Annotated in this window: 18 protein-coding genes; 13 read left to right on the plus strand and 5 right to left on the minus strand. The window is 71.3% G+C overall.

Translation table 11 applies throughout. The features are described from left to right. The 3 genes from Q7T15_RS02770 to Q7T15_RS02780 form a co-directional block, all read right to left on the minus strand. On the minus strand, window positions 1-1,754 hold a 1,754-nt coding region (locus tag Q7T15_RS02770; protein ID WP_304693052.1), incomplete at its 3' end, for a GMC oxidoreductase. 2 nt (window positions 1,755-1,756) lie between these two features. Then, entirely contained in the window at window positions 1,757-3,517 is a 1,761-nt protein-coding gene (locus tag Q7T15_RS02775; protein WP_304693054.1) for an aldehyde dehydrogenase family protein, read from the minus strand. A gap of 78 nt (window positions 3,518-3,595) precedes the next feature. Beyond that, entirely contained in the window at window positions 3,596-4,486 is an 891-nt protein-coding gene (locus tag Q7T15_RS02780) for an IclR family transcriptional regulator (protein ID WP_304693056.1), read from the minus strand. A 126-nt stretch (window positions 4,487-4,612) separates the two neighbouring features. Here Q7T15_RS02780 and Q7T15_RS02785 point away from each other — a divergent pair, with 126 nt between their 5' ends. From Q7T15_RS02785 to Q7T15_RS02845, 13 genes are all read left to right on the plus strand, one after another. After that, entirely contained in the window at window positions 4,613-5,278 is a 666-nt protein-coding gene (locus tag Q7T15_RS02785; RefSeq protein WP_304693058.1) for an ABC transporter permease, read from the plus strand. Beyond that, complete coding sequence (locus Q7T15_RS02790) at window positions 5,271-6,323, plus strand: ABC transporter ATP-binding protein (RefSeq protein ID WP_304693060.1); 1,053 nt, start codon at window positions 5,271-5,273, stop codon at window positions 6,321-6,323. Before Q7T15_RS02785 ends, Q7T15_RS02790 begins: the two co-directional genes overlap by 8 nt. Beyond that, the gene (locus Q7T15_RS02795; protein ID WP_304693062.1) at window positions 6,320-7,105 is read left to right on the plus strand and encodes an ABC transporter permease; all 786 of its coding nucleotides are present in this window, start codon (window positions 6,320-6,322) and stop codon (window positions 7,103-7,105) included. The genes Q7T15_RS02790 and Q7T15_RS02795 overlap by 4 nt, the downstream gene beginning before the upstream one ends. A 62-nt stretch (window positions 7,106-7,167) precedes the next feature. Next, window positions 7,168-8,103, plus strand: a complete 936-nt coding sequence (locus Q7T15_RS02800; protein ID WP_304693064.1) for a glycine betaine ABC transporter substrate-binding protein — start codon at window positions 7,168-7,170, stop codon at window positions 8,101-8,103. 2 nt (window positions 8,104-8,105) lie between these two features. Beyond that, window positions 8,106-8,615, plus strand: a complete 510-nt coding sequence (fae, locus tag Q7T15_RS02805) for a formaldehyde-activating enzyme (RefSeq protein ID WP_304693065.1) — start codon at window positions 8,106-8,108, stop codon at window positions 8,613-8,615. A gap of 4 nt (window positions 8,616-8,619) precedes the next feature. Then, entirely contained in the window at window positions 8,620-9,723 is a 1,104-nt protein-coding gene (locus Q7T15_RS02810; RefSeq protein ID WP_304693067.1) for a mandelate racemase/muconate lactonizing enzyme family protein, read from the plus strand. A gap of 13 nt (window positions 9,724-9,736) precedes the next feature. Then, the gene (locus Q7T15_RS02815) at window positions 9,737-11,227 is read left to right on the plus strand and encodes an aldehyde dehydrogenase (protein ID WP_304693069.1); all 1,491 of its coding nucleotides are present in this window, start codon (window positions 9,737-9,739) and stop codon (window positions 11,225-11,227) included. Window positions 11,228-11,260: 33 nt separating this feature from the next. After that, on the plus strand, window positions 11,261-12,181 hold the full coding sequence (locus Q7T15_RS02820; protein ID WP_304693071.1) for an NAD(P)-dependent oxidoreductase: 921 nt from the start codon (window positions 11,261-11,263) through the stop codon (window positions 12,179-12,181). Next, window positions 12,178-13,380, plus strand: coding sequence for an iron-containing alcohol dehydrogenase family protein (locus Q7T15_RS02825; protein WP_304693073.1), 1,203 nt, complete (start codon window positions 12,178-12,180; stop codon window positions 13,378-13,380). The genes Q7T15_RS02820 and Q7T15_RS02825 overlap by 4 nt, the downstream gene beginning before the upstream one ends. A gap of 38 nt (window positions 13,381-13,418) precedes the next feature. Then, window positions 13,419-14,894, plus strand: a complete 1,476-nt coding sequence (locus Q7T15_RS02830; RefSeq protein ID WP_304693075.1) for an NAD-dependent succinate-semialdehyde dehydrogenase — start codon at window positions 13,419-13,421, stop codon at window positions 14,892-14,894. A 48-nt stretch (window positions 14,895-14,942) separates the two neighbouring features. After that, entirely contained in the window at window positions 14,943-16,007 is a 1,065-nt protein-coding gene (locus Q7T15_RS02835) for a type III polyketide synthase (protein ID WP_304693077.1), read from the plus strand. Beyond that, on the plus strand, window positions 16,004-16,537 hold the full coding sequence (locus Q7T15_RS02840; RefSeq protein WP_304693079.1) for an isoprenylcysteine carboxyl methyltransferase family protein: 534 nt from the start codon (window positions 16,004-16,006) through the stop codon (window positions 16,535-16,537). The genes Q7T15_RS02835 and Q7T15_RS02840 overlap by 4 nt, the downstream gene beginning before the upstream one ends. After that, window positions 16,534-17,562 carry an NAD(P)/FAD-dependent oxidoreductase gene (locus Q7T15_RS02845; RefSeq protein WP_304693081.1) on the plus strand — a complete coding sequence of 343 codons (1,029 nt, stop codon included), beginning with the start codon at window positions 16,534-16,536 and terminating at the stop codon, window positions 17,560-17,562. Before Q7T15_RS02840 ends, Q7T15_RS02845 begins: the two co-directional genes overlap by 4 nt. A 47-nt stretch (window positions 17,563-17,609) precedes the next feature. Here Q7T15_RS02845 and Q7T15_RS02850 read toward each other — a convergent pair whose 3' ends face one another. Both Q7T15_RS02850 and nucS read right to left on the minus strand, forming a co-directional pair. Further along, complete coding sequence (locus tag Q7T15_RS02850) at window positions 17,610-18,311, minus strand: HAD hydrolase-like protein (RefSeq protein WP_304693083.1); 702 nt, start codon at window positions 18,309-18,311, stop codon at window positions 17,610-17,612. Window positions 18,312-18,335: 24 nt separating this feature from the next. Beyond that, window positions 18,336-19,031, minus strand: a complete 696-nt coding sequence (nucS, locus tag Q7T15_RS02855; protein ID WP_304693085.1) for an endonuclease NucS — start codon at window positions 19,029-19,031, stop codon at window positions 18,336-18,338.

Here is a 19,031-nt window from a genome sequence, read left to right on the forward strand (position 1 = left end):
CGCAGCTCGCCCGCCGCGCCGACCGGCACCACGGGAGACCGCGGGGTCACCGGCGGCACGGGCTGGTAGGCGGCGCCGAGCGCGGGCCGAGCATCCGCCTCGCCGCGATTCGGCCACAGGGCGAAGGCGCGCTCCGCCTGCGCGGTGATCGTGAGCGACGGGTTGACGCCGAGGTTCGCCGAGATCGCCGCTCCGTCGACGACGTGCAGGCCCTCATGGCCGAACACGCGGTGGTACGGGTCGACGACGCCGGTCGCGGGGGAGTCGCCGATGGGGCATCCGCCGAGGAAGTGCGCCGTCATCGGCACGTCGAAGACCTCGCTGATGCCCGACTGCGCGAATCCGCTCATGTGCTTCGCCATGAGGCCGTACGCCTCGTTCGCCTCGGGCAGGTAGGTCGGGTTCGGCTCCCCGTGCCCCTGACTCGATCGCAGCCGGAACCGCCCGAACAGCCCGCGCCCAGCGCGCACCGTGAGCGAGTTGTCGCGGTTCTGCATGACGAGGCCGACGATCGTGCGCTCGCTCCAGCTGCCGAGGCCGACGACCATCGACGCGACGCGGGCGGGGTGGCGCAGCAGCTGGCCGATCCACAGCAGCCAGCGCGGCGTGCGGCGACCGCCGGGAACGGCGAGCGTCGCGAGCAGCGCGAGAGCGTTCGAGCCGTGGCCGTAGCGGCAGGGCTCGATGTGCGTGTGCTCGTCGGGGTGGATCGACGACGTGATCGCGACGCCCCGCGTCATGTCGACGCCGCGCGCGTGACGCAGGGCGGTGGATGCTCCGCCGAGGGCCTCGGAATTCGTGCGCGTCAGCTCGCCCAGCCGGTCGGAGATCCCCGGCAGATGCCCCTCGGCCTTCATGCGGTGCAGCAGCTGCTGGGTGCCCCACGCTCCCGCGGCGACGACGACCTGGTCGGCGGTGAGCGTGCGCTCGGAGCGGCGGCCCTTCCCGGTGCGGCGGGTGGTGACGGTGTACCCGCCGCCCGGTCGAGGCGCGACGCGCGTGACGGTCGTCAGCGGCTGCACGACCGCGCCCGCCGACTCAGCCAGGTGCAGGTAGTTCTTGACGAGCGTGTTCTTCGCGTTGTGCCGGCAGCCCGTCATGCACTCGCCGCACTCGAGGCAGCCGCGGCGCGCGGGGCCGGCTCCGCCGAAGAAGGGGTCGGGCGCCTCGACGCCCGCGCCCTCGCCGAAGTACACCCCGACCGGGGTCAGGTGGAAGCTCTCGGGCACGCCCAGGTCGGCGGCGACCTTCTGCATGATCTCGTCGGCGGGCGTGATCGTCGGGTTGAGCGCGACGCCGAGCATGCGGCTCGCCTGGTCGTAGTAGGCGTCGAGCTCGGCCTTCCAGTCGGTGATGTGCGCCCACTGCCGGTCGTGGAAGAACGCGTCCGAAGCCGGACGGTAGAGCGTGTTGGCGTAGACGAGCGAGCCGCCGCCGACGCCAGCGCCGGCCAAGATCATGACGTCGTCGAGCAGGTGGATGCGCTGGATGCCCAGCAGGCCGAGCGCGGGCGCCCAGAAGAACTTGCGCAGGCTCCAGGAGTTCTGGGCGAACTCGTCGTCGGCGAAGCGGCGGCCCGCCTCGAGCACCGTCACGCGGTAGCCCTTCTCGACGAGGCGTAGCGCGGCGACCGAGCCGCCGAAGCCGGAGCCGATGACGATGACGTCGTGGTGGTCGGGGTGTTGGTCGGGGCCGTAAGACCCTGGGTCGGTCGCGCGGTGCGACTCGGGCGCGGTCGGGCGTGCGCCGAGCATCCTCAGCCCCTCACGTAGCTGGCGATCGTGGCGACCGCCGCGGGAAGCGCGCCCGCGGAATCATCGCCGGCGAAGCGCGTCAGGCGCTCGGCGGTCACGTGCGCCGTGCGGTTGTCGACCGACCAGAGCGGTGTGGGGGTGGGATGCCACGGCCCGTGGCCGACCGTGCGCTCGACGTGCGCGGGGTCGAGCAGCAGGGCGTTGTGCACCACGCCGATGCCGCTGCCGACCTCGTGCACCTCGTGCCCCGGGAACGCTCCCCATGTCGCGCCGGGCATGCCGAAGAGCGGGCCGACCCAGCAGTTGACGCCGACCGTGCCGTACTCGAGGGTCGCGATCGCCGCGTCGAGGGCTCCGCGGAGGGCGCGGCGCGTGCGCGGGTGGATCACGATGCCCGCACCGAGCGTCCCCGCGAGGCGGCCGTTGCAGAACGCGACCGCGGCGTCGAGGAAGGCCGCCGGGTCGACGACGCCGTCACGGGCGGGCGCCGACGGCACGCGCACGACGCCGAGCACGGGCCCGAAGACCTCGGTCGTGAAGAGCGGCTCGGTCTCGTCGGCGGGGTCGAGATGGTCGACGAGGGCGCGCGCGGCGGCGGGGTCTCCGCCGAGGCTCACGGCGTCGGGGTGGCCGGCGACCGCGGCGTCGCGCCGTTCGGCCGCTCCGGGGTAGTAGGCGGGGCGAACGGGTGCGGCCGCGAGGTGCCCGCGGAGCTTCGCGACGAGCGCGTCGGCGTGCTCCCACTCGGCGGGGATCACGACGAGCTGCGTCGCGATGCAGTTGAAGCCCGAGTTGTGCAGGCGCTCGGTCGCGATGCCGCGGGCGACGGTGTCGAGGTCGTCGTCGGTCCAGCGGTCGCGACCGCGCGCGCCGTCGGCCCCGCCCGGGACGACGATGACCGGGCCGACGCCGCCGAGCTCGCTCGTGATCGGCTTGTCGAGGATCGGCCGCCGCCCCAGGCGGCGCGCCTCGCGGTCGGGGCCCGCGCCGAACACGATCGTGTCGTGGCTCGCGCGGCTGCCGGTGATGTGGATGCGGTCGACGTCCGGGTGGTGGATGAGCGCCTGCCCGACCTCGTGGTCGCCCTCGACGATGCGCACGAGGTCGCGCTCGATCGCGGGAGCGAACGCCGCGCGCAGGGCTTCGCCCACGTGCGCGTTCACGGGGTTGAGCTTCACGACCGCGGCGCTCGCCTCCTGATACAGGGCGGTCAGCACGTCCAGGGCCGGGATGCCCGTGATGTTCCCGGCGCCGAGCACCGCCGTGACCAGGGGCGCGCGATCACGATCGCGGAGGGCTCCCGCGATGCCCGCACGGGCATCCTCGATGCTCACGCCGCGGCGGAGCCAGACGTCGGCGGAGTACCCGGGGAGCACGGCGTCCTTCGGCAGGTACGGGAAGGCGCGGATCGCGACGCGGCCCTGCGGGGCGCGGTCGACGCGACGGTCGGTGAAGGGGGAGCCGCCCCGCTCGATCGTGCGGAGGGTCTTCTCCAGCGCGCTCGTCGCGGTGATGACGGCGTAGGGGCCGCTCGACCACTCCTCGCCGGCGGCAGGGCTGCTCGGGTCGATCTGCTTCACGGCGCACGCGGCGGCGACCCAGTCGGCGGCGGCCGCGGCGGTGGCGCGGCGCAGCTCGGGCAGCAGGGCGCGCTTGGTGGCGAGGTCGCTCGCGACCCAGGAGGCCGCGCCTCGACGGAGCGCGGTGAGGTCGGCGTCGAGTGCGGAGGGGAGCTCGTGGGTGCGCGTCGCGGCGTCGCTCACGTCGGCTCCTTCCTTCCGCGTCGTCGGTGAGCGCGGATGAGTCGAGCGTACGACGGCGAAGCCGAGACGGCACCCGATCTAGCCCTCGGTGGCGCGTAGCCCGCGCTCGGGTGCCCCCAGCTGCTCCGAGAGCTCTCGGGCAATCTTCGCGACGACGCGACCCGCGGCATCCAGGTGCTCGCCGAGGCGATGCTTCGGGGCGCTGACGTTGATGGCGGCGATGACGGTGCCGCGGAAGTCGAAGACGGGGGCCGAGACGCCGACGACGCCCGCCTCGAACTCCTCGTCGACCTTCGCGTAGCCCTGTCGTCGGATGCGCGCGATCTCGGCGAGGAACGCCTCGACGTCGGTCACGAGCGACGCGCCCGGAACGGGCTCGGAGGGCGAGGGGGATCCGAAGGCCGTCGCCACGGGGGCGCTCGGGCTCGTGATGGCGCGGTCGTGGCCGTGCACCTCGTACCACTCGCGCAGGTTCTGCTCGGTCCAGCTCGAGACGAGCACGCGCCCGGCAGAGGTGTTCCAGGCGGCCGTGCTCACGCCCTCCCAGCCGACGCCGCGGAAGGCGTACTCGCTCATCTCGCTCACGAGGGTGAGCACGGTGCCCGAGCGCAGCACGCACAAGTGGGTCGTCTCATGCGTCGCGCGCACGACGCGGCGCAGGAACGGCAGGGCACGAGTGACGAGCTGTGCCTCGCGCGTGCGGGCGGCGAGCGCGTAGAGCTGGTGCCCGAGCCGGTACTGCAGGGTGTCTGGGTCCCTCTCAATGAGTCCCGCGTCGGCGAGCGTTGCGAGGGTGCGCGAGACGACCGCCTTGTCGCGATCGGCGAGGGCGGCGACGCGACTGACGCCGAGACCCCCCGCGCTCACGCTCTCGGGCGTCGCGAGCAGCTCGAGCAGCTCCAGGTCGCGCTGCAGCCCGGCGGAGTTGCGCCGGGGTGCGGCGGCGGGGCCCGAAGTCGTGCTCGGCATGGCGCGAGCCTAGCCCCGGTGTTGCCATACTGACAACTAGCGTTGACGAAATGATCCAGTCCGACCTACCGTGACTCAACCGCCCACCCCGGGGCGCGATCGCTCGACGCTGAGTGAGGAGCACGTGTGACCCCGTTCGATCTCGCCGGCCTGCTGACCTTCTGGTCGCGCCGCTGGGACGACATCCTCGAGCTGATGGTCGAGCACCTCGTCGTCGTGCTCATCTCCCTCGCGATCGCGATGGTCATCGGCGTCATCGTCGGCATGCTCACCTGGAACAAGCCGATCCCCGCCGCGATCGTCATCGCGGCCGCGGGCGTCGCGCTCACCATCCCGAGCCTCGCCCTCCTCGCACTGCTCATCCGGCCCTTCGGCCTCGGCTGGACGAGCACCGTCATCGCACTGACCTTCTATTCGCTCCTGCCCATCGTGCGCAACACGATCGTCGGCCTCCGCGAGGTGCCGCCGAGCGTCCTCGAGTCGGCGATGGGAATGGGCATGGGTCCGATCAAGCGCATGATGAGCATCCAGCTGCCCATCGCGTGGCCGATCATCCTCACGGGCGTACGCGTCGCCGCCCAGCTGACCATCGGCATCGCCGCAATCGCGGCCTACGTCGCCGGGCCCGGTCTCGGCACTCTCATCTTCAACGGCCTCTCGTCGCTCGGATCGAAGAACGCGCTCAACTTCGCGCTCACCGGCACGCTCTGCGTCATCATCCTCGCGCTCGTGGTCGACGCCGCCTTCGTCCAGATCACTCGCCTCACCACCTCAAGGGGTCTCCGTGCCTGAATCGACCGACACCGCCCTCACGCAGATCGCGAGCCGCACTGACGGCGCCCGCATCGTTCTCGACCGAGTCAGCAAGGTCTACCCCGGGCAGGACGCCCCCGCCGTCGAGGAGTTCTCGATGGTCGCCGAGCCCGGCGAGCTCATCATGTTCGTCGGCCCCTCGGGCTGCGGCAAGACCACGACGATGAAGATGATCAACCGCATCATCGAGCCCTCGAGCGGGTCGATCACGATCGACGGCCGCGACATCCTGTCGCTCGATCCGAGCGAGCTGCGCCGGCACATCGGTTACGTGATCCAGCAGATCGGGCTGTTCCCGCACATGACGATCGCCGAGAACATCGCGGTCGTGCCGAAGCTGCTCGGCTGGAGCAAGCAGCGCACCGCCGAGCGCATCGACGAGTTGCTGCAGACGGTGCAGCTCGACCCCGGAACCTTCGCTCACCGCTACCCGCGCCAGCTCTCGGGCGGCCAGCAGCAGCGGGTCGGCGTCGCGCGCGCGCTCGCCGCCAACCCGCCCGTCATGCTCATGGACGAGCCCTTCGGCGCGACCGACCCCATCACGCGCGAGAAGCTGCAGGCCGAGTTTCTGCGCCTGCAGGAATCGATCGGCAAGACGATCATCTTCGTCACTCACGACTTCGATGAGGCCATCAAGCTCGGCGACCGCATCGCCGTGCTGAGCGAGCGCTCGCAGATCGAGCAGTTCGACACGCCCGCGGCGATCCTCGCTGAGCCGGCCAACGCCTACGTGCGCTCGTTCATCGGCCATGGGGCGGCATTGAAGCGGCTCGCCCTCATCCCGGTCGAGACCGCGGTGCTCGGCGCAGCATCCGCCGCCGTCGACCACCACCGCATTGCGACCGATGACAGCCTGCGCGATGCGCTCGACCTGCTCATCGTGACGGGTGCCCCCGCGATCGGCGTCGTCGACCGGTCGGGCTCGCTCGTCGGGTCGCTGACGGTCGAGCGCATCTCGACGGCGCTGGGGGCGGATGCCACGGCGCTCGCCGCGACGCGCTCCGACGAGGGGCGGCCCGCGTGACCGTCTCGACCGCCACGACCGCGATCTCGACCGCGTCGGCCGCACGCCGGACCGACCGCCGCATCCGCATCGCCCGGCGGGCGGCGACTCCCGTCATCGTCGTGCTCTCGCTCGGCGGCCTGCTGCTGTGGCTGTCGACGCTGGAGCTCGACTCGATCGAGCAGCGGACGCTCAACTGGGACTACATCGCTCTGCGCACCGGCGAGCATCTCAACCTCACGATCGTGGCGTCGATCCTCGTCGCCGTGCTCGCGATCCCGACAGGCATCCTGCTGAGCCGAACGAGATCGCGTGCAGCTCGGGGCTTCGTGCTCGGGCTCGCCAACGTCGGCCAGGCGACGCCCGCGGTCGGCGTCGTGATCCTCCTCGCCATCATCTGGCAGACCGGTTACACGACCGCGCTCGTCGCGCTCGTCATCTACTCGTTCCTGCCCGTGCTGCGCAACACGATGATCGGCCTCGAGCAGATCGACCCCTTCGTCAAGGAGTCGGCGCTCGGCATGGGCATGACGAGCGGCCAGGTGCTGCGGCGCATCGAACTACCGCTCGCGGTGCCCGTGATCCTCGCTGGTCTGCGCACCTCGCTCGTCTTCTGCGTCGGCGTCGCGACGATCGCGACCTTCATCAACGCCGGCGGGCTCGGCGACATGATCGTCAACGGCCTCAAGCTCCAGCGTTTTCCCGTACTCGTGACCGGCGCCGTGCTCGTGGCGAGCATCGCGCTGCTCATCGACTGGGTCGCAAGCGTCGTCGAAGACGTGCTGCGCCCGAAAGGCGTGTAGCGACGACGCTGCTCGCCCGCACTTCGAAAAGCACCGCCCACCCGCATCACCAAGGAGAACACATGCGCACTCGCACCACAGCTCTGGTGGCCCTCGCGGCCGCCTCGAGCCTCGTCCTCGCCGGCTGCTCCGCCGGCGCCGAGGCCCCCGTCGCCGAGGAGGAGCAGCTCGTCTCGGGCCTCACCGGCACGATCGGCTCGAAGGACTTCTCAGAGCAGTACATCCTCGCCCACCTCACGAGCCAGCTGCTCAACGCGTACGGCGCCGACACCGACGTCAACACGCAGGTCGTCGGCTCGGCCAACGTGCGCACGGCGCTCGAGAGCGACGAGTTCCTCGGCTACTGGGAGTACACCGGCACGTCGTGGATCACGTATAACGGCAACACGGCTCCCGTCGTCGGCGCCGAGGCCCAGTTCGAGGCGACCAAGGAGGCCGACGCGGCCAACGGCATCGCGTGGCTCGATCCGGCGCCGCTGAACAACACGTACGCGTTCGCGATCCGCGCCGACAAGGCCGAGGAGCTCGGCGTCTCGTCGCTCAGCGACATCGCAGGCCTCCCCGTCGAGGAGCAGACGTTCTGCATCGAGAGCGAGTTCTCGACGCGTGACGACGGCTTCCCGGGTCTCGTCGAGGCCTACGGCATCGACGTGCCGGCCGAGAACGTGGCGCTGCTCGACACGGGCGTCATCTACACGGCGACCGCCGAGGGCACCGACTGCAACTTCGGCGAGGTGTTCGCGACCGACGGCCGCATCGCCGCGCTCGACCTGGTCGTTCTCGAGGATGACGAGGCGTTCTTCCCCGTCTACCAGGCTGGCTTCACGCTCAAGCAGGAGGTGCTCGACGAGTACCCGGGCATCTCCGAGGTCATCGCGATGTTCGCTTCGAAGCTCACCGACGCCGAGATGCAGCGCCTCAATGCGCTCGCCGACGTCGACGGTGAGGACCCGGAGGACATCGCTCGCGACTGGCTCGAAGAGCAGGGCCTGATCTAGTCATGGCCTTCACCCTCCAGATCGGCGAGAGCTTCGTCGGAGACGGCGTGAACGCCGCGCACGTCAACACGGTCCTCGGTGATCGGGAGGGCCCCGCCGGGGTGGCGTGGGCGACAGCCCTCGCCACCCCGAGCGCGGGACACGTCCCGTTCGTCACAGTGCTGCGGCCCTCTCTTCCTGTGAAGCCGCTCACCCTCTTCGTCACGAAGGCCGCCCCGGCCAGCGATGCGCACGGCCTCCTCATCTGGGGGCCCGCGCAGGCCGGTGTCGCCGCCGGTGTCGCCGACGCGCTCGCCGAGGGCGTCATCCCGCTCGAGCACGCCGACAGCCACTGCATCATCGCCGCGGTCTGGGTGAACCCCGCCGCCGACGACGCCGACGCCGTCTTCGCCCACAATCGGCTCTCCGCCTTCACGGCGCTGCGCAACGGGGCCGAGCGCCTCCCGAGCGCCGACGATGTGATCGCCGCGCGTCACCACCCCGCCAACCCCTTCTACTCCCCGCAGAGCTGAGCCGATGAAGATCACCGCGATTCGCCTGACCAGGCTGAATCTTCCCCTCGACCCGCCGTTCAACGCGGCCTGGGATCCCGAGCCGCGCCGCGCCTTCCCGGCCACTCTCGTCACGGTCGAGACCGATGAGGGCGTCACGGGCTACGGCTCGGGCGACACCATGGACGGCTTCGAGGCCTACGAGCACCTCTTCGTCGGCACCGATCCGCTGCAGATCATCAACCAGGTGCGCCGCATCGAGACGATCAACTTCCATGGCGGCCGCTACTGGCCGCTCGAGGCGGCGATCTGGGACATCATCGGTCAGGTGGCCGGGATGCCCGTCTCCGTCCTCTTCGGAGGAGCACGCGACAGACTCCCCGCCTACGCCTCGAGCGGCGAGCTGCTGAGCCCCGAGGCTCGAGCCGAGTCGGCGCTCGCCGCGAAGGCGGTCGGCTTCCGCGCGATGAAGATCCGCATCGCGCGCGACCGGCTCTCCGAGGGCGTCGCCGCTGTGCGCGCCGCGCGCGCGGCGGTCGGCGACGACTTCGACCTCATGGTCGACCTCAATCAGATGTGGCGCATGTCGGGCGACATTGACCACGCCCTCCCACTCGCGAAGGTGCACCGCCTCGCGGCAGAGCTCGCCGAGCTCGGGGTGCTGTGGCTCGAGGAGCCCCTGCCCCAGGTCGACGTACCGGGCGCCCAGCGCGTGCGCGCGCAGACGGGCCTGCAGCTCTCAGGCGGCGAGATGGTCCGCAGCCTGCCCGAGATGATGGCCCTCATCGAGCAGGACGCCTTCGACATCTACCAGCCCGACGTGGCCCTCGCGGTCGGCATGTACCGCGCGCGACAGGTCGCCGAGTCGGCGAACCTTCGCCATCGCTTCTTCACTCCGCACACGTGGACGAACGGTCTCGGCCTGCTCGCCAACCTTCACGTCGCCGCGGGCGTCGACGCCGGCCCGTACCTCGAGTTCCCGTACGACCCGCCGGGGTGGACCCCGGAGCGCCGCGACTTCTTCATGACGCCCATCACGATCGACGCGCATGGCGATGTCGTCGTCCCCGACCGTCCGGGGCTGGGCGTCGTGATCGACCACGACGCCGTCGCGCACTACACGGTCTGAGAGGCTCACGGTCATGACGAACTGGCATGAGGCCGCGGCCGCACTGCGCCCCGAGACGCGATTGCTCATCGACGGCGAGTTCCGCCCCGCCGCCGATGGTGCGACCTTCGACACGATCGCCCCGCGCGACGGTCGGCTGATCGCGAGCGTGAGCGCAGCATCCGACATCGATGTGGATGCCGCGGTGCGGTCGGCGGCCGCCGCGTTCGAGTCGGGCGTGTGGTCGCGCTCTGATCGCCGCCACCGTCAGCGCGTGCTGCTGCGCCTCGCCGAGCTCATGCTCGAGAACCTCGACGAGCTCGCGCTGCTCGAAGCCATCGATTCGGGTCACCCGATCGGCGACGCGCGCCGGGTCGACGTGCCCAACGCCGCGCGTGTCGTGCGCTGGTACGCCGAAGCGATCGACAAGGTCTACGACGAAGTGGCGCCCGCGCCGGAGAGTGCGCTCGCGCTCGTCACGCGGGAGGCGCTCGGCGTCGTCGGCGCGGTCGTGCCCTGGAACTATCCGCTCATCATCAGCTCGTGGAAGATCGCGCCCGCGCTCGCGATGGGCAATTCGGTCGTGCTCAAGCCGGCCGAGCTCACGAGCCTCTCGGCGCTCATGCTCGGGCGGCTCGCGCTCGAGGCGGGCATCCCGCCCGGGGTCTTCAACGTCGTGCCCGGGCTCGGTCCTGTCGCGGGGCAGGCGCTCGGCCGGCACCCGCTCGTCGACAAGGTCACGTTCACGGGCTCACCGGCGGTCGGCCGCGGATTCATGACCTACGCGGGCGAGTCGAACGGCAAGCAGGTGGCCCTCGAGCTCGGCGGCAAGTCGCCGCACATCGTGCTCGCCGACGCGGAGGACCTCGACGCGGCCGCGAGCGGCATCGCGTGGGGCATCTTCTACAATGCGGGCCAGACGTGCCACGGCGGCAGCAGGCTCATCGTCGACGAAGCCGTGCACGACGAGCTCGTCGAGAAGGTCGTCGCGGTCGGGCGCTCGCTCGTGCTCGGCGACCCGCTTGACGAGGCGACCCAGATCGGCACGATCGCGAGCGAGCGCCAGCTCGAGCGCGTGCTGGACTACGTGGCCATCGCCCGCAGCGAGGGCGCCACGGTCATCGGCGGCGACCGCGTCTCGCCGGTCGAGGGCGGCTACTACGTCGAGCCCACGGTCTTCGACGGCGTCGACAACCGCTCGCGCATCGGCCAGGAGGAGATCTTCGGGCCCGCGCTCGCCGTCACGACCGTGCGCGGTGCCGAGGAGGCTGTGCGCATCGCGAACGACTCGCCCTACGGGCTCGCCGCAGCCGTGTGGACGAGCAGCGTCACGACCGCGCATCGCGCCGCCCGAGCTCTGCGCGCCGGCACCGTCTGGGTCAACGCCTTCGACATCGCCGACGTCATCACGCCCTTCGGTGGCTTCAAGGCCTCCGGCTCGGGTCGCGACCGCTCGCTGCACGCGCTCGACAGCTACAGCGCTCTCAAGACCACCTGGATCCACCTCGGCGACGACCGTCTCTGACGGCCCGCCCCTTCGAATCGAGTGACGCACCTCATGACCAGCATCTCCCTCCCCACCGTTGGCTTCATCGGACTCGGCAACATGGGTTCGGGCATGACCCGCAATCTGCAGGCCGCGGGCTTCCCTCTCGTCATCACCGACATCCGCCGCGAGTCGGGCGACGCGCTCGTCGCGGGCGGCGCGGTCTGGGCCGACACGGCGGCGGATGTCGCTTCCGCCAGTGATGTCGTCATCACGATGCTGCCCACGCCGCGGCACGTGGACGCCGTGCTCTCGGGGCCGACCGGCCTTCTCGCAGGCGCCCGCGCTGGCCTCACCTGGGTCGACATGTCGACCTCGGTCCCCGAGGTCGCCGAGCGCGTGCGCGCCGCCCACCCCGAGCTCGTCGTTCTCGACGCCCCTGTGTCGGGTATGTCGGTCGGCGCCGCGAACGGCACGCTGCAGATCTTCGTCGGCGGCGACGCCGAGCACGTCGAGCGACTGCGCCCCGTGTTCGAGGCGATGGGCGACCCCGAGCGGATCATCCATGTCGGCGGTCACGGTGCGGGGTACGCCGTCAAGCTCATGATCAACCAGCTCTGGTTCTCGCACCTCGTCGCCACAGCCGAGGTGCTCGCGATCGGCGTCAAGGCCGGCGTCGACCTCGACGTGCTGCGCCGCTCGCTCATCGCGAGCCCCGCCAACAGCACGTTCGTCGAGCGCGACGTGCTCTCGGTGCTCGACCACGGCGACTATGACGAGGGCTTCGCGATCGCCCTCGCGTGCAAAGACCTCGGGCTCTCGATCGACCTCGCACGCTCGGTCGGCGTGCCCGCCGAGCTCAGTGGCCTCGTCGAGCAGATCTACCGCCGAGCTCGCGCCCAATACGGCGACCGTGCGGGGGAGATGACACCCATGAAGCTGTACGAAGATCTCATCGGCCAGGAGCTGCGCCTCGCCGGAGCCGACCGATGACCGGCCTCGCGCCCACGGGCCTCGCTCCGCTGCCCTCCCCGCTTGCACCGCAGTCGCTCACGCTCGACCCCAAGCCCACGGCGCACTTCGGGTGCGGCGCCGTGAGCATGACGGGTTCGGTCGCCGCCTCACTAGGCGCGCAGCACGCGCTCATCGTCACCGACTCCTTCCTCGCGACGACGCCTGTCGTCGCTGCCGTGCGCGCCTCGCTCGAGGCGGCCGGCATCACCGTGACGGTCTTCGACGGCGTCGCCCCGAACCCGACGACAACCGCGGTCGACGCGGGCAGCGATGCCGCCGCGGCCGCTGAGGCCGACCTCGTCGTGCCGGTCGGCGGCGGCTCGTCGATGGATGCCGCGAAGGGCATCGCGCTCGGCGCCGTCAATCCGCAGCGAGGCATCGAGCTCGACTACACCTCCTCGTTCGAGAACACCGCCCTGCCGATCATCGCCATTCCGACCACGGCTGGCACGGGCGCCGAGGTCAACGCCTTCGGCGTCATCACCGACGTCGTCGGGCACCGCAAGTTCTACGTCGGGCATGCGAGCGCCCTCGCGTACGCGGCGATCCTCGACCCCGAGCTGACGATCGGGCTCCCGCCCGGGCCCACGGCCGCCACGGGCATGGACGCGCTGACGCACGCGCTCGAGTCGTACCTCTCCGTGCGCGCGAATCCGTACTCCGACGGCATCGCCCTGCAGGTGATCTCGACCGTCGCTGAACACCTGCCGCGAGCCGTCGCCGACGGCTCCGACCTCGAGGCGCGCGCCGAGCTGCTGCTCGCGAGCCATGTCGCTGGCGTCGGTTTCTCGCACACGGGTCTTGGCCTCGTGCACGGCATCGCCCACCCGCTGGGCGGCCAGTTCAACATTCCGCACGGGCTCGCGCTCTGCATCGTCGTCGAGGATGTCCTGCGGTTCAGCCTCCAGGCGCGCCGCGCTCGCATCGCTCGCGTCGCCTTCGCGCTCGGCGTCGGCCGCACCGACGCGAGCGAAGCCGAGAACGCCGAGGCGGCGATCGTCGCCGTCGGAGAACTCGCTCGACGGGTCGGCATGACCGCGCCGCTGTCGGGCTTCGGTGTCACCGAGGAGGCTCTCTCGTCGCTCGCGCGCGACACGCTCGCCGACGCCGTGACGATCAACGCTCCCGTGCAGCCGCGCGAAGAGGACGTAGTCGAGATCCTTCGACGCGCCCTCTGAGCTCGACCGCCGCCGCCGCCACCACCACTCGAGAGACCATGACGACCGAGAACGAACTCCTGGCCCGCATCCCGACCGACCTCTATGTGGGAGGCGGATGGCGCTCCGCCTCCACCGGCGCCCGCTTCGACGTCATCGACCCCTCGACCGGCGAGCCGATCGCGAGCGTCGCTGATGCCTCACCGGAGGACGGCGAGGCGGCGCTCGCCGCCGCCCACGAGGCGCAGCGAGCGTGGAGCCGCACGCCCCCGCGCGAGCGAGCCGAGCTTCTGCGGCGCGCGTTCGAGCTCGTCACCGAGCGCGCCGACGACTTCGCGCTCGTGATGACGTTGGAGATGGGCAAGACGCTCGCCGAGTCGCGCGGAGAGGTCGCGTACGGCGCGGAGTTCCTGCGCTGGTTCTCGGAGGAGGCCGTGCGCATCTCGGGCCGGTACTCGACCGCCCCGGACGGGCGCAACCGACTGCTCGTCACGAAGCGACCCGTGGGGCCCAGCCTGTTCATCACGCCGTGGAACTTCCCCCTCGCGATGGCGACGAGGAAGATCGCGCCCGCGCTCGCGGCCGGGTGCACCTCGGTTCTCAAGCCCGCGGCGCTCACGCCGCTCACGGCACTCCTCTTCGCCGACGTGCTGCATGAGGCGGGCATCCCCGCGGGAGTCGTCAACGTCATCCCGACCACGCGGGCGGGCGCCGTCACCGGGCCGCTCATCGCGGACAGTCGTTTGCGCAAACTCTCGTTCACCGGCTCCACCGAGGTGGGCCGACGACTCATCGCCGACGCGGCACCCCAGGTGCTGCGCGTCTCCATGGAGCTCGGCGGCAATGCCCCGCTCATCGTTTTCGATGACGCCGACCTCGATCAGGCGGTCGATGGCGCGATGCTCGCCAAGCTGCGCAACGGCGGTGAGGCATGCACGGCCGCCAATCGCTTCATCGTGCACGAGGCCATCGCGGAGGAGTTCACGGCGCGACTCGTCGAACGGATGAGTGCCCACACCGTTGGTCGGGGAACGGACGCTGCCTCTCGTATCGGCCCGCTCGTCGACGCCGCCACTCGCCATAAGGTCCAGCAGCTGGTCGACGGAGCTGTGTCGGAGGGCGCCCGGGTCGCGCTCGGCGGCGCGCCCCTCGACGGCCCCGGCTACTTCTACCCGCCGACGGTGCTCGTCGATGTGCCCGCCCATTCCGGGATCCTGCGTGAGGAGATCTTTGGCCCTGTCGCCCCGATCGTCACGTTCTCGACGGAGGATGAGGCGATCTCGCTGGCGAACGCGACCGAGTACGGGCTCGTTGCGTACGTTTTCACGCGCGACCTCGATCGAGGACTTCGCATCGCCGAGGAGCTCGAGGTCGGGATGCTCGGTCTCAATGCGGGAGTGATCTCCAACCCCGCGGCACCGTTCGGAGGCGTCAAGCAATCGGGGCTGGGGCGCGAGGGCGGATTCGAGGGGATCGAGGAGTATCTCGAGACGCAGTACATCGGAATCAGCGACCCGCAGGCGACGAAGCCCTAGTCTTTCGCGGCTGTACGCCCGCAAAGCCGACCGTGGAATGATGCGCGCATGTCTCGGATCCTCGCCGTCGCGCCCGTGCTGCCTGAGAACGTGCACGAGCAGCACGAGATCACGGCAGAGCTCGGCGCGCGCCTCACCGGCGACCGCGCGGCGCGCTCGGTGCTCGAGCGGGTGCATGCCGCGAGCGGCATCAAAACGCGGCACCTCGCGCTGCCGCTCTCGCGGTACGCCGAACTCGACTCGTTCAGCGAGACCAACGCGCTCTTCATCGAGCTCGCTCTGCCGCTCGTCGAACGGGCGGTGAGCATCGCGCTGCGCGAGTCGGGCTTGCGGGTGGAGGATGTCGACCACCTCTTCTTCACGACCGTCACGGGCGTGCAGGCCCCCTCCCTCGACGCGATGCTCGCGACGTCGCTCGGGTTCCGCTCCGACCTGAAGCGCGTGCCGAGCTTCGGGCTCGGATGCGTCGCCGGCGCCGCCGGGATCGCGCGCGTCTCCGACTACCTGGCCGGGCATCCCACCGGGGTCGCACTTCTCGTGAGCGTCGAGCTGTGCTCGCTGACGCTGCAGTGGTCGGATCAGTCGATGGCCAACGTCGTCGGCACCGGCATCTTCGGCGACGGGGCCGCCGCGGTCGTCATGACGGGCGACGCGCACCCCGCGGCCGTCGCCGCCGGAGCGAGCAGGCCGCGCGTGATCGGCAGCCGCAGCGCTCTGTACCCCGACAGCTCCGAGATGATCGGCTGGCAGATCGGGTCGACCGGGTTCACGCTCATGCTCGCCGCGGGCGTTCCGGCCCTCATCGACGGGCACTTCGCCGCGGGGGTCGACGCACTGCTCGCGGAGGCCGGGATCGGGCGCTCGGACGTCGATCGGTGGATCGCCCACCCGGGCGGCCCGCGCATCCTCGAATCGTTCACGGCGGCGCTGAACCTGCCACCCGCCGCGCTCGACACCTCGTGGGAAGTCATGGCGCGCACCGGCAACCTCTCGTCGGCCGCCGTGCTGCACGTGCTCGCCGCGGTCGGCGACCAGACCGCGGGCACGCGCGCCGTGCTCTTCGCCCTTGGCCCCGGCGTCACCGCCGAGCTCGTCCTCCTGGAGTGGTCATGAGCGTCATCCTGTACTCGCTGCTCGTGCTCGCGACCGGCGTCGAGCGCCTCGTCGAGCTCGTCATCTCGAAGCGCCATGCGGCCGCGGCCTTCGCGCGCGGCGGGGTCGAGCACGGCCAGCGGCACTTCCCCTGGATGGTGCTCCTCCACACCGGGCTGCTCGTCGCGTGCGTCGCCGAGGTCGTGCTGCTCGACCGTCCGTTCATCGGTGCGCTCGGCTGGCCCATGCTCGTCATCGCGCTGCTCTGCCAGGCTGGCCGCTACTGGGTCATCGCGTCGCTCGGCGAGCAGTGGAACACGCGCGTCATCGTCGTGCCGGGCGCGACCCGAGTCACGCGCGGCCCGTACCGCTTCGCCTGGCTGCGCCACCCCAACTACTGGATCGTCGCGATCGAGGGCATCGCGCTGCCGCTCGTCCACACCGCGTGGGTGACCGCGCTCGTCTTCACGGTGCTCAATACCGTGCTGCTGCTCGGCTTCCGCATCCCCGTCGAGAACCGCGCGCTCGCGGCGCTGCGCACGGCGTCATGACTGCGGCCGACGTCGACGTCGTCATCGCGGGCGGCGGCCCGGTCGGGCTCGTCCTCGCGCTCGAGCTCGAGCGCCGCGGCCTGCACGCCGTCGTGCTCGAACCGCGGACGGGCGAGATCGACAAGGCGTGCGGCGAGGGCATCATGCCAGGTGGGCTCGCCGCGCTGCACCGCCTCGACGTCGACCCGCCGGGCCATGCGATCAGAGGCATACGGTACGAGGATGCCCGGGGCGCGGTCACGCATCGCTACCGCTCCCGAGAGGGACGCGGCGTGCGCCGCACCGCGCTGAGCGCGAGCCTGCGGGCGGCGGTCGCGGCGCGCGGGCTCGAGCTGCGACCCGAGAAGGTCGAGCACTTCGTGCACGACGACCTCGGGGTCTCGGTCAACGGGCTGCGGGCGCGGTGGCTCGTGGGCGCCGACGGTCTGCACTCGCGCGTGCGCAGCGAGGCCGGACTCGGAGATGCCGATCGCGGCATGAAGAGGTTCGGCCTGCGGCGCCACTACGCGATCGCTCCGTGGAGCGACGTCGTCGAGGTGACCTACGGCCCCGACTGGGAGCTCTACGTCACGCCCGTCGACGACACGACCGTGGGCGTGGCGGTGCTCGGCCCGAAGGGCGTCGACCTCGAGGCCGCGATCGCCGCGCACCCCGGGCTGCGCGAGCGGCTCGCGGGCGTCGACGTCGCCTCCGAGCTGCGCGGCGCGGGCGCCCTCCGCCAGCGCACCCTCTCGCGCTCGACCGGGCGCATCGCCCTCGTGGGCGACGCCTCCGGCTACGTCGACGCGATCACAGGCGAGGGGATGCGCGTCGGCTTCGCGCAGGCCGAGGCGCTCGCTGACTGCCTGGCGCGCGACGACCTGCCGGCCTACGAGCGGGCGTGGGCGCGGTCGACGCGCGACTTCCGACTGCTGACCGAGGGGCTCGTGCGCCTCGCGAGCTCGCCCGCCCGCCCGGCGATCGTGCCGGCCGCACGTGCGATGCCGTGGCTCTTCGGCGCGATCGTCGAGCGCCTCGCGCGGTAGCGGGGTGCCCTGCGGTGCGCCTGCGGCCGCGGCCTCAGCGGCGCGGCTCAGGCGGCGGGCTCGACCGCGGCGGGCAGCCCGAGCAGCGATCGCAGCTCGTCCGTCGTCGACGCGACGAGCGCCGCATGCGCGCGCTCGGCATCCGTGCCATAGCCCCATTCCACCGCGATCGTCGGCACGCCGTGCTCGGCCGCGCCCTCGATGTCGTGGATGCGGTCGCCGACCATCACGACGTTCGTCAGGTCGACGCCGAAGCCCTCGAGCCGGCGCAGGGCCTCCTCGACGACGTCGGCCTTCTCGCTGCGGGTCTCGTCGGCCGAGGCCCCGGTGATGACGGTGAAGCAGTGGGCGATCGTGAAGTGCTCGAGCATGAGCGTCGCCGGCAGCTCGGGCTTCGAGGTCGCGAGACTGAGCGGGATGCCCGCCTCGGCGATGTCCTGCACGAGCAGGCCCATGCCGGGGTAGAGGGCCGAGTCGTAGGCGCCGCGGTCGAGGTAGCGGGCGCGGTAGATCTCGAGCGCGCGCTCGGCGGTCGGCTGGTCCATTCCGGCGAGGTCTCGGAAGGAGTCCATGATCGGCGGGCCTACCCAGCGCAGGAGCTCCTCGTATGCCGGCACGGGCATCCCGAGCTGCTCGTAGGTGTAGGCGAGCGTGTCGGTGATGCCGGGCGCCGAGTCGGTGATCGTGCCGTCAAGGTCGAGGAGGATCGCCGAGAACGGCGGGCGGGGGGCGTCGGCTGCGGAAGTCATCGGCCCGAGCCTACGGGGCGGCGCTCAGAACAGCCGCGGAACCCCGTCGTCGAGCCCGCGCATCGCGTCGTAGTCGAGCAGCAGGCAGCGGATCCCGCGATCCTCGGCGAGCGTCCGCGCCTGCGGGGCGATCTCCTGCGCGGCGAAGACGCCGGCGACGGGGGCGAGGAGCGGGTCGCGGTTCATGAGCTCGAGGTAGCGGGTGAGCTGCTCGACGCCGTCGATGCCGCCGCGGCGCTTGATCTCGACCGCGACCGACCCTCCCTCGGCGTCGCGCGCGAGGATGTCGACCGGCCCGATCGCCGTCATGTACTCGCGGCGCACGAGCGCGTGGCCGGGGCCCAGCAGGTCGATCTGCTCGGCGAGGAGCTTCTGCAGGTGCGCTTCGACGCCGTCCTTCTGCAGGCCGGGGTCGAGACCGAGGTCGTGCGCCGTCTCGTGCAGCACCTCGTGCACGCTCACGACGAGCATGTCGGCAGTCTTCGCGTGCGTCACGCGCCACAGCTCGATGACGCCGGCCTCGCGCTGGTCGTCGTCGGGCTCCTCGACGGCGAGGGTGCACGGCGGGCTCATCCAGTTGAGCGGCTTGTACGAGCCCCCGTCGGAGTGCACGAGCAGGCTGCCGTCGTTCTTGTGGATGAGCAGGCGCGTCGCGAGCGGCAGGTGCGCGCTGAGGCGCCCGGCGTAGTCGACGGAGCAGCGGGCGATCACGAGGCGCAC

Source organism: Microcella sp., assembly GCF_030645145.1.
Lineage (GTDB): Bacteria > Actinomycetota > Actinomycetes > Actinomycetales > Microbacteriaceae > Microcella.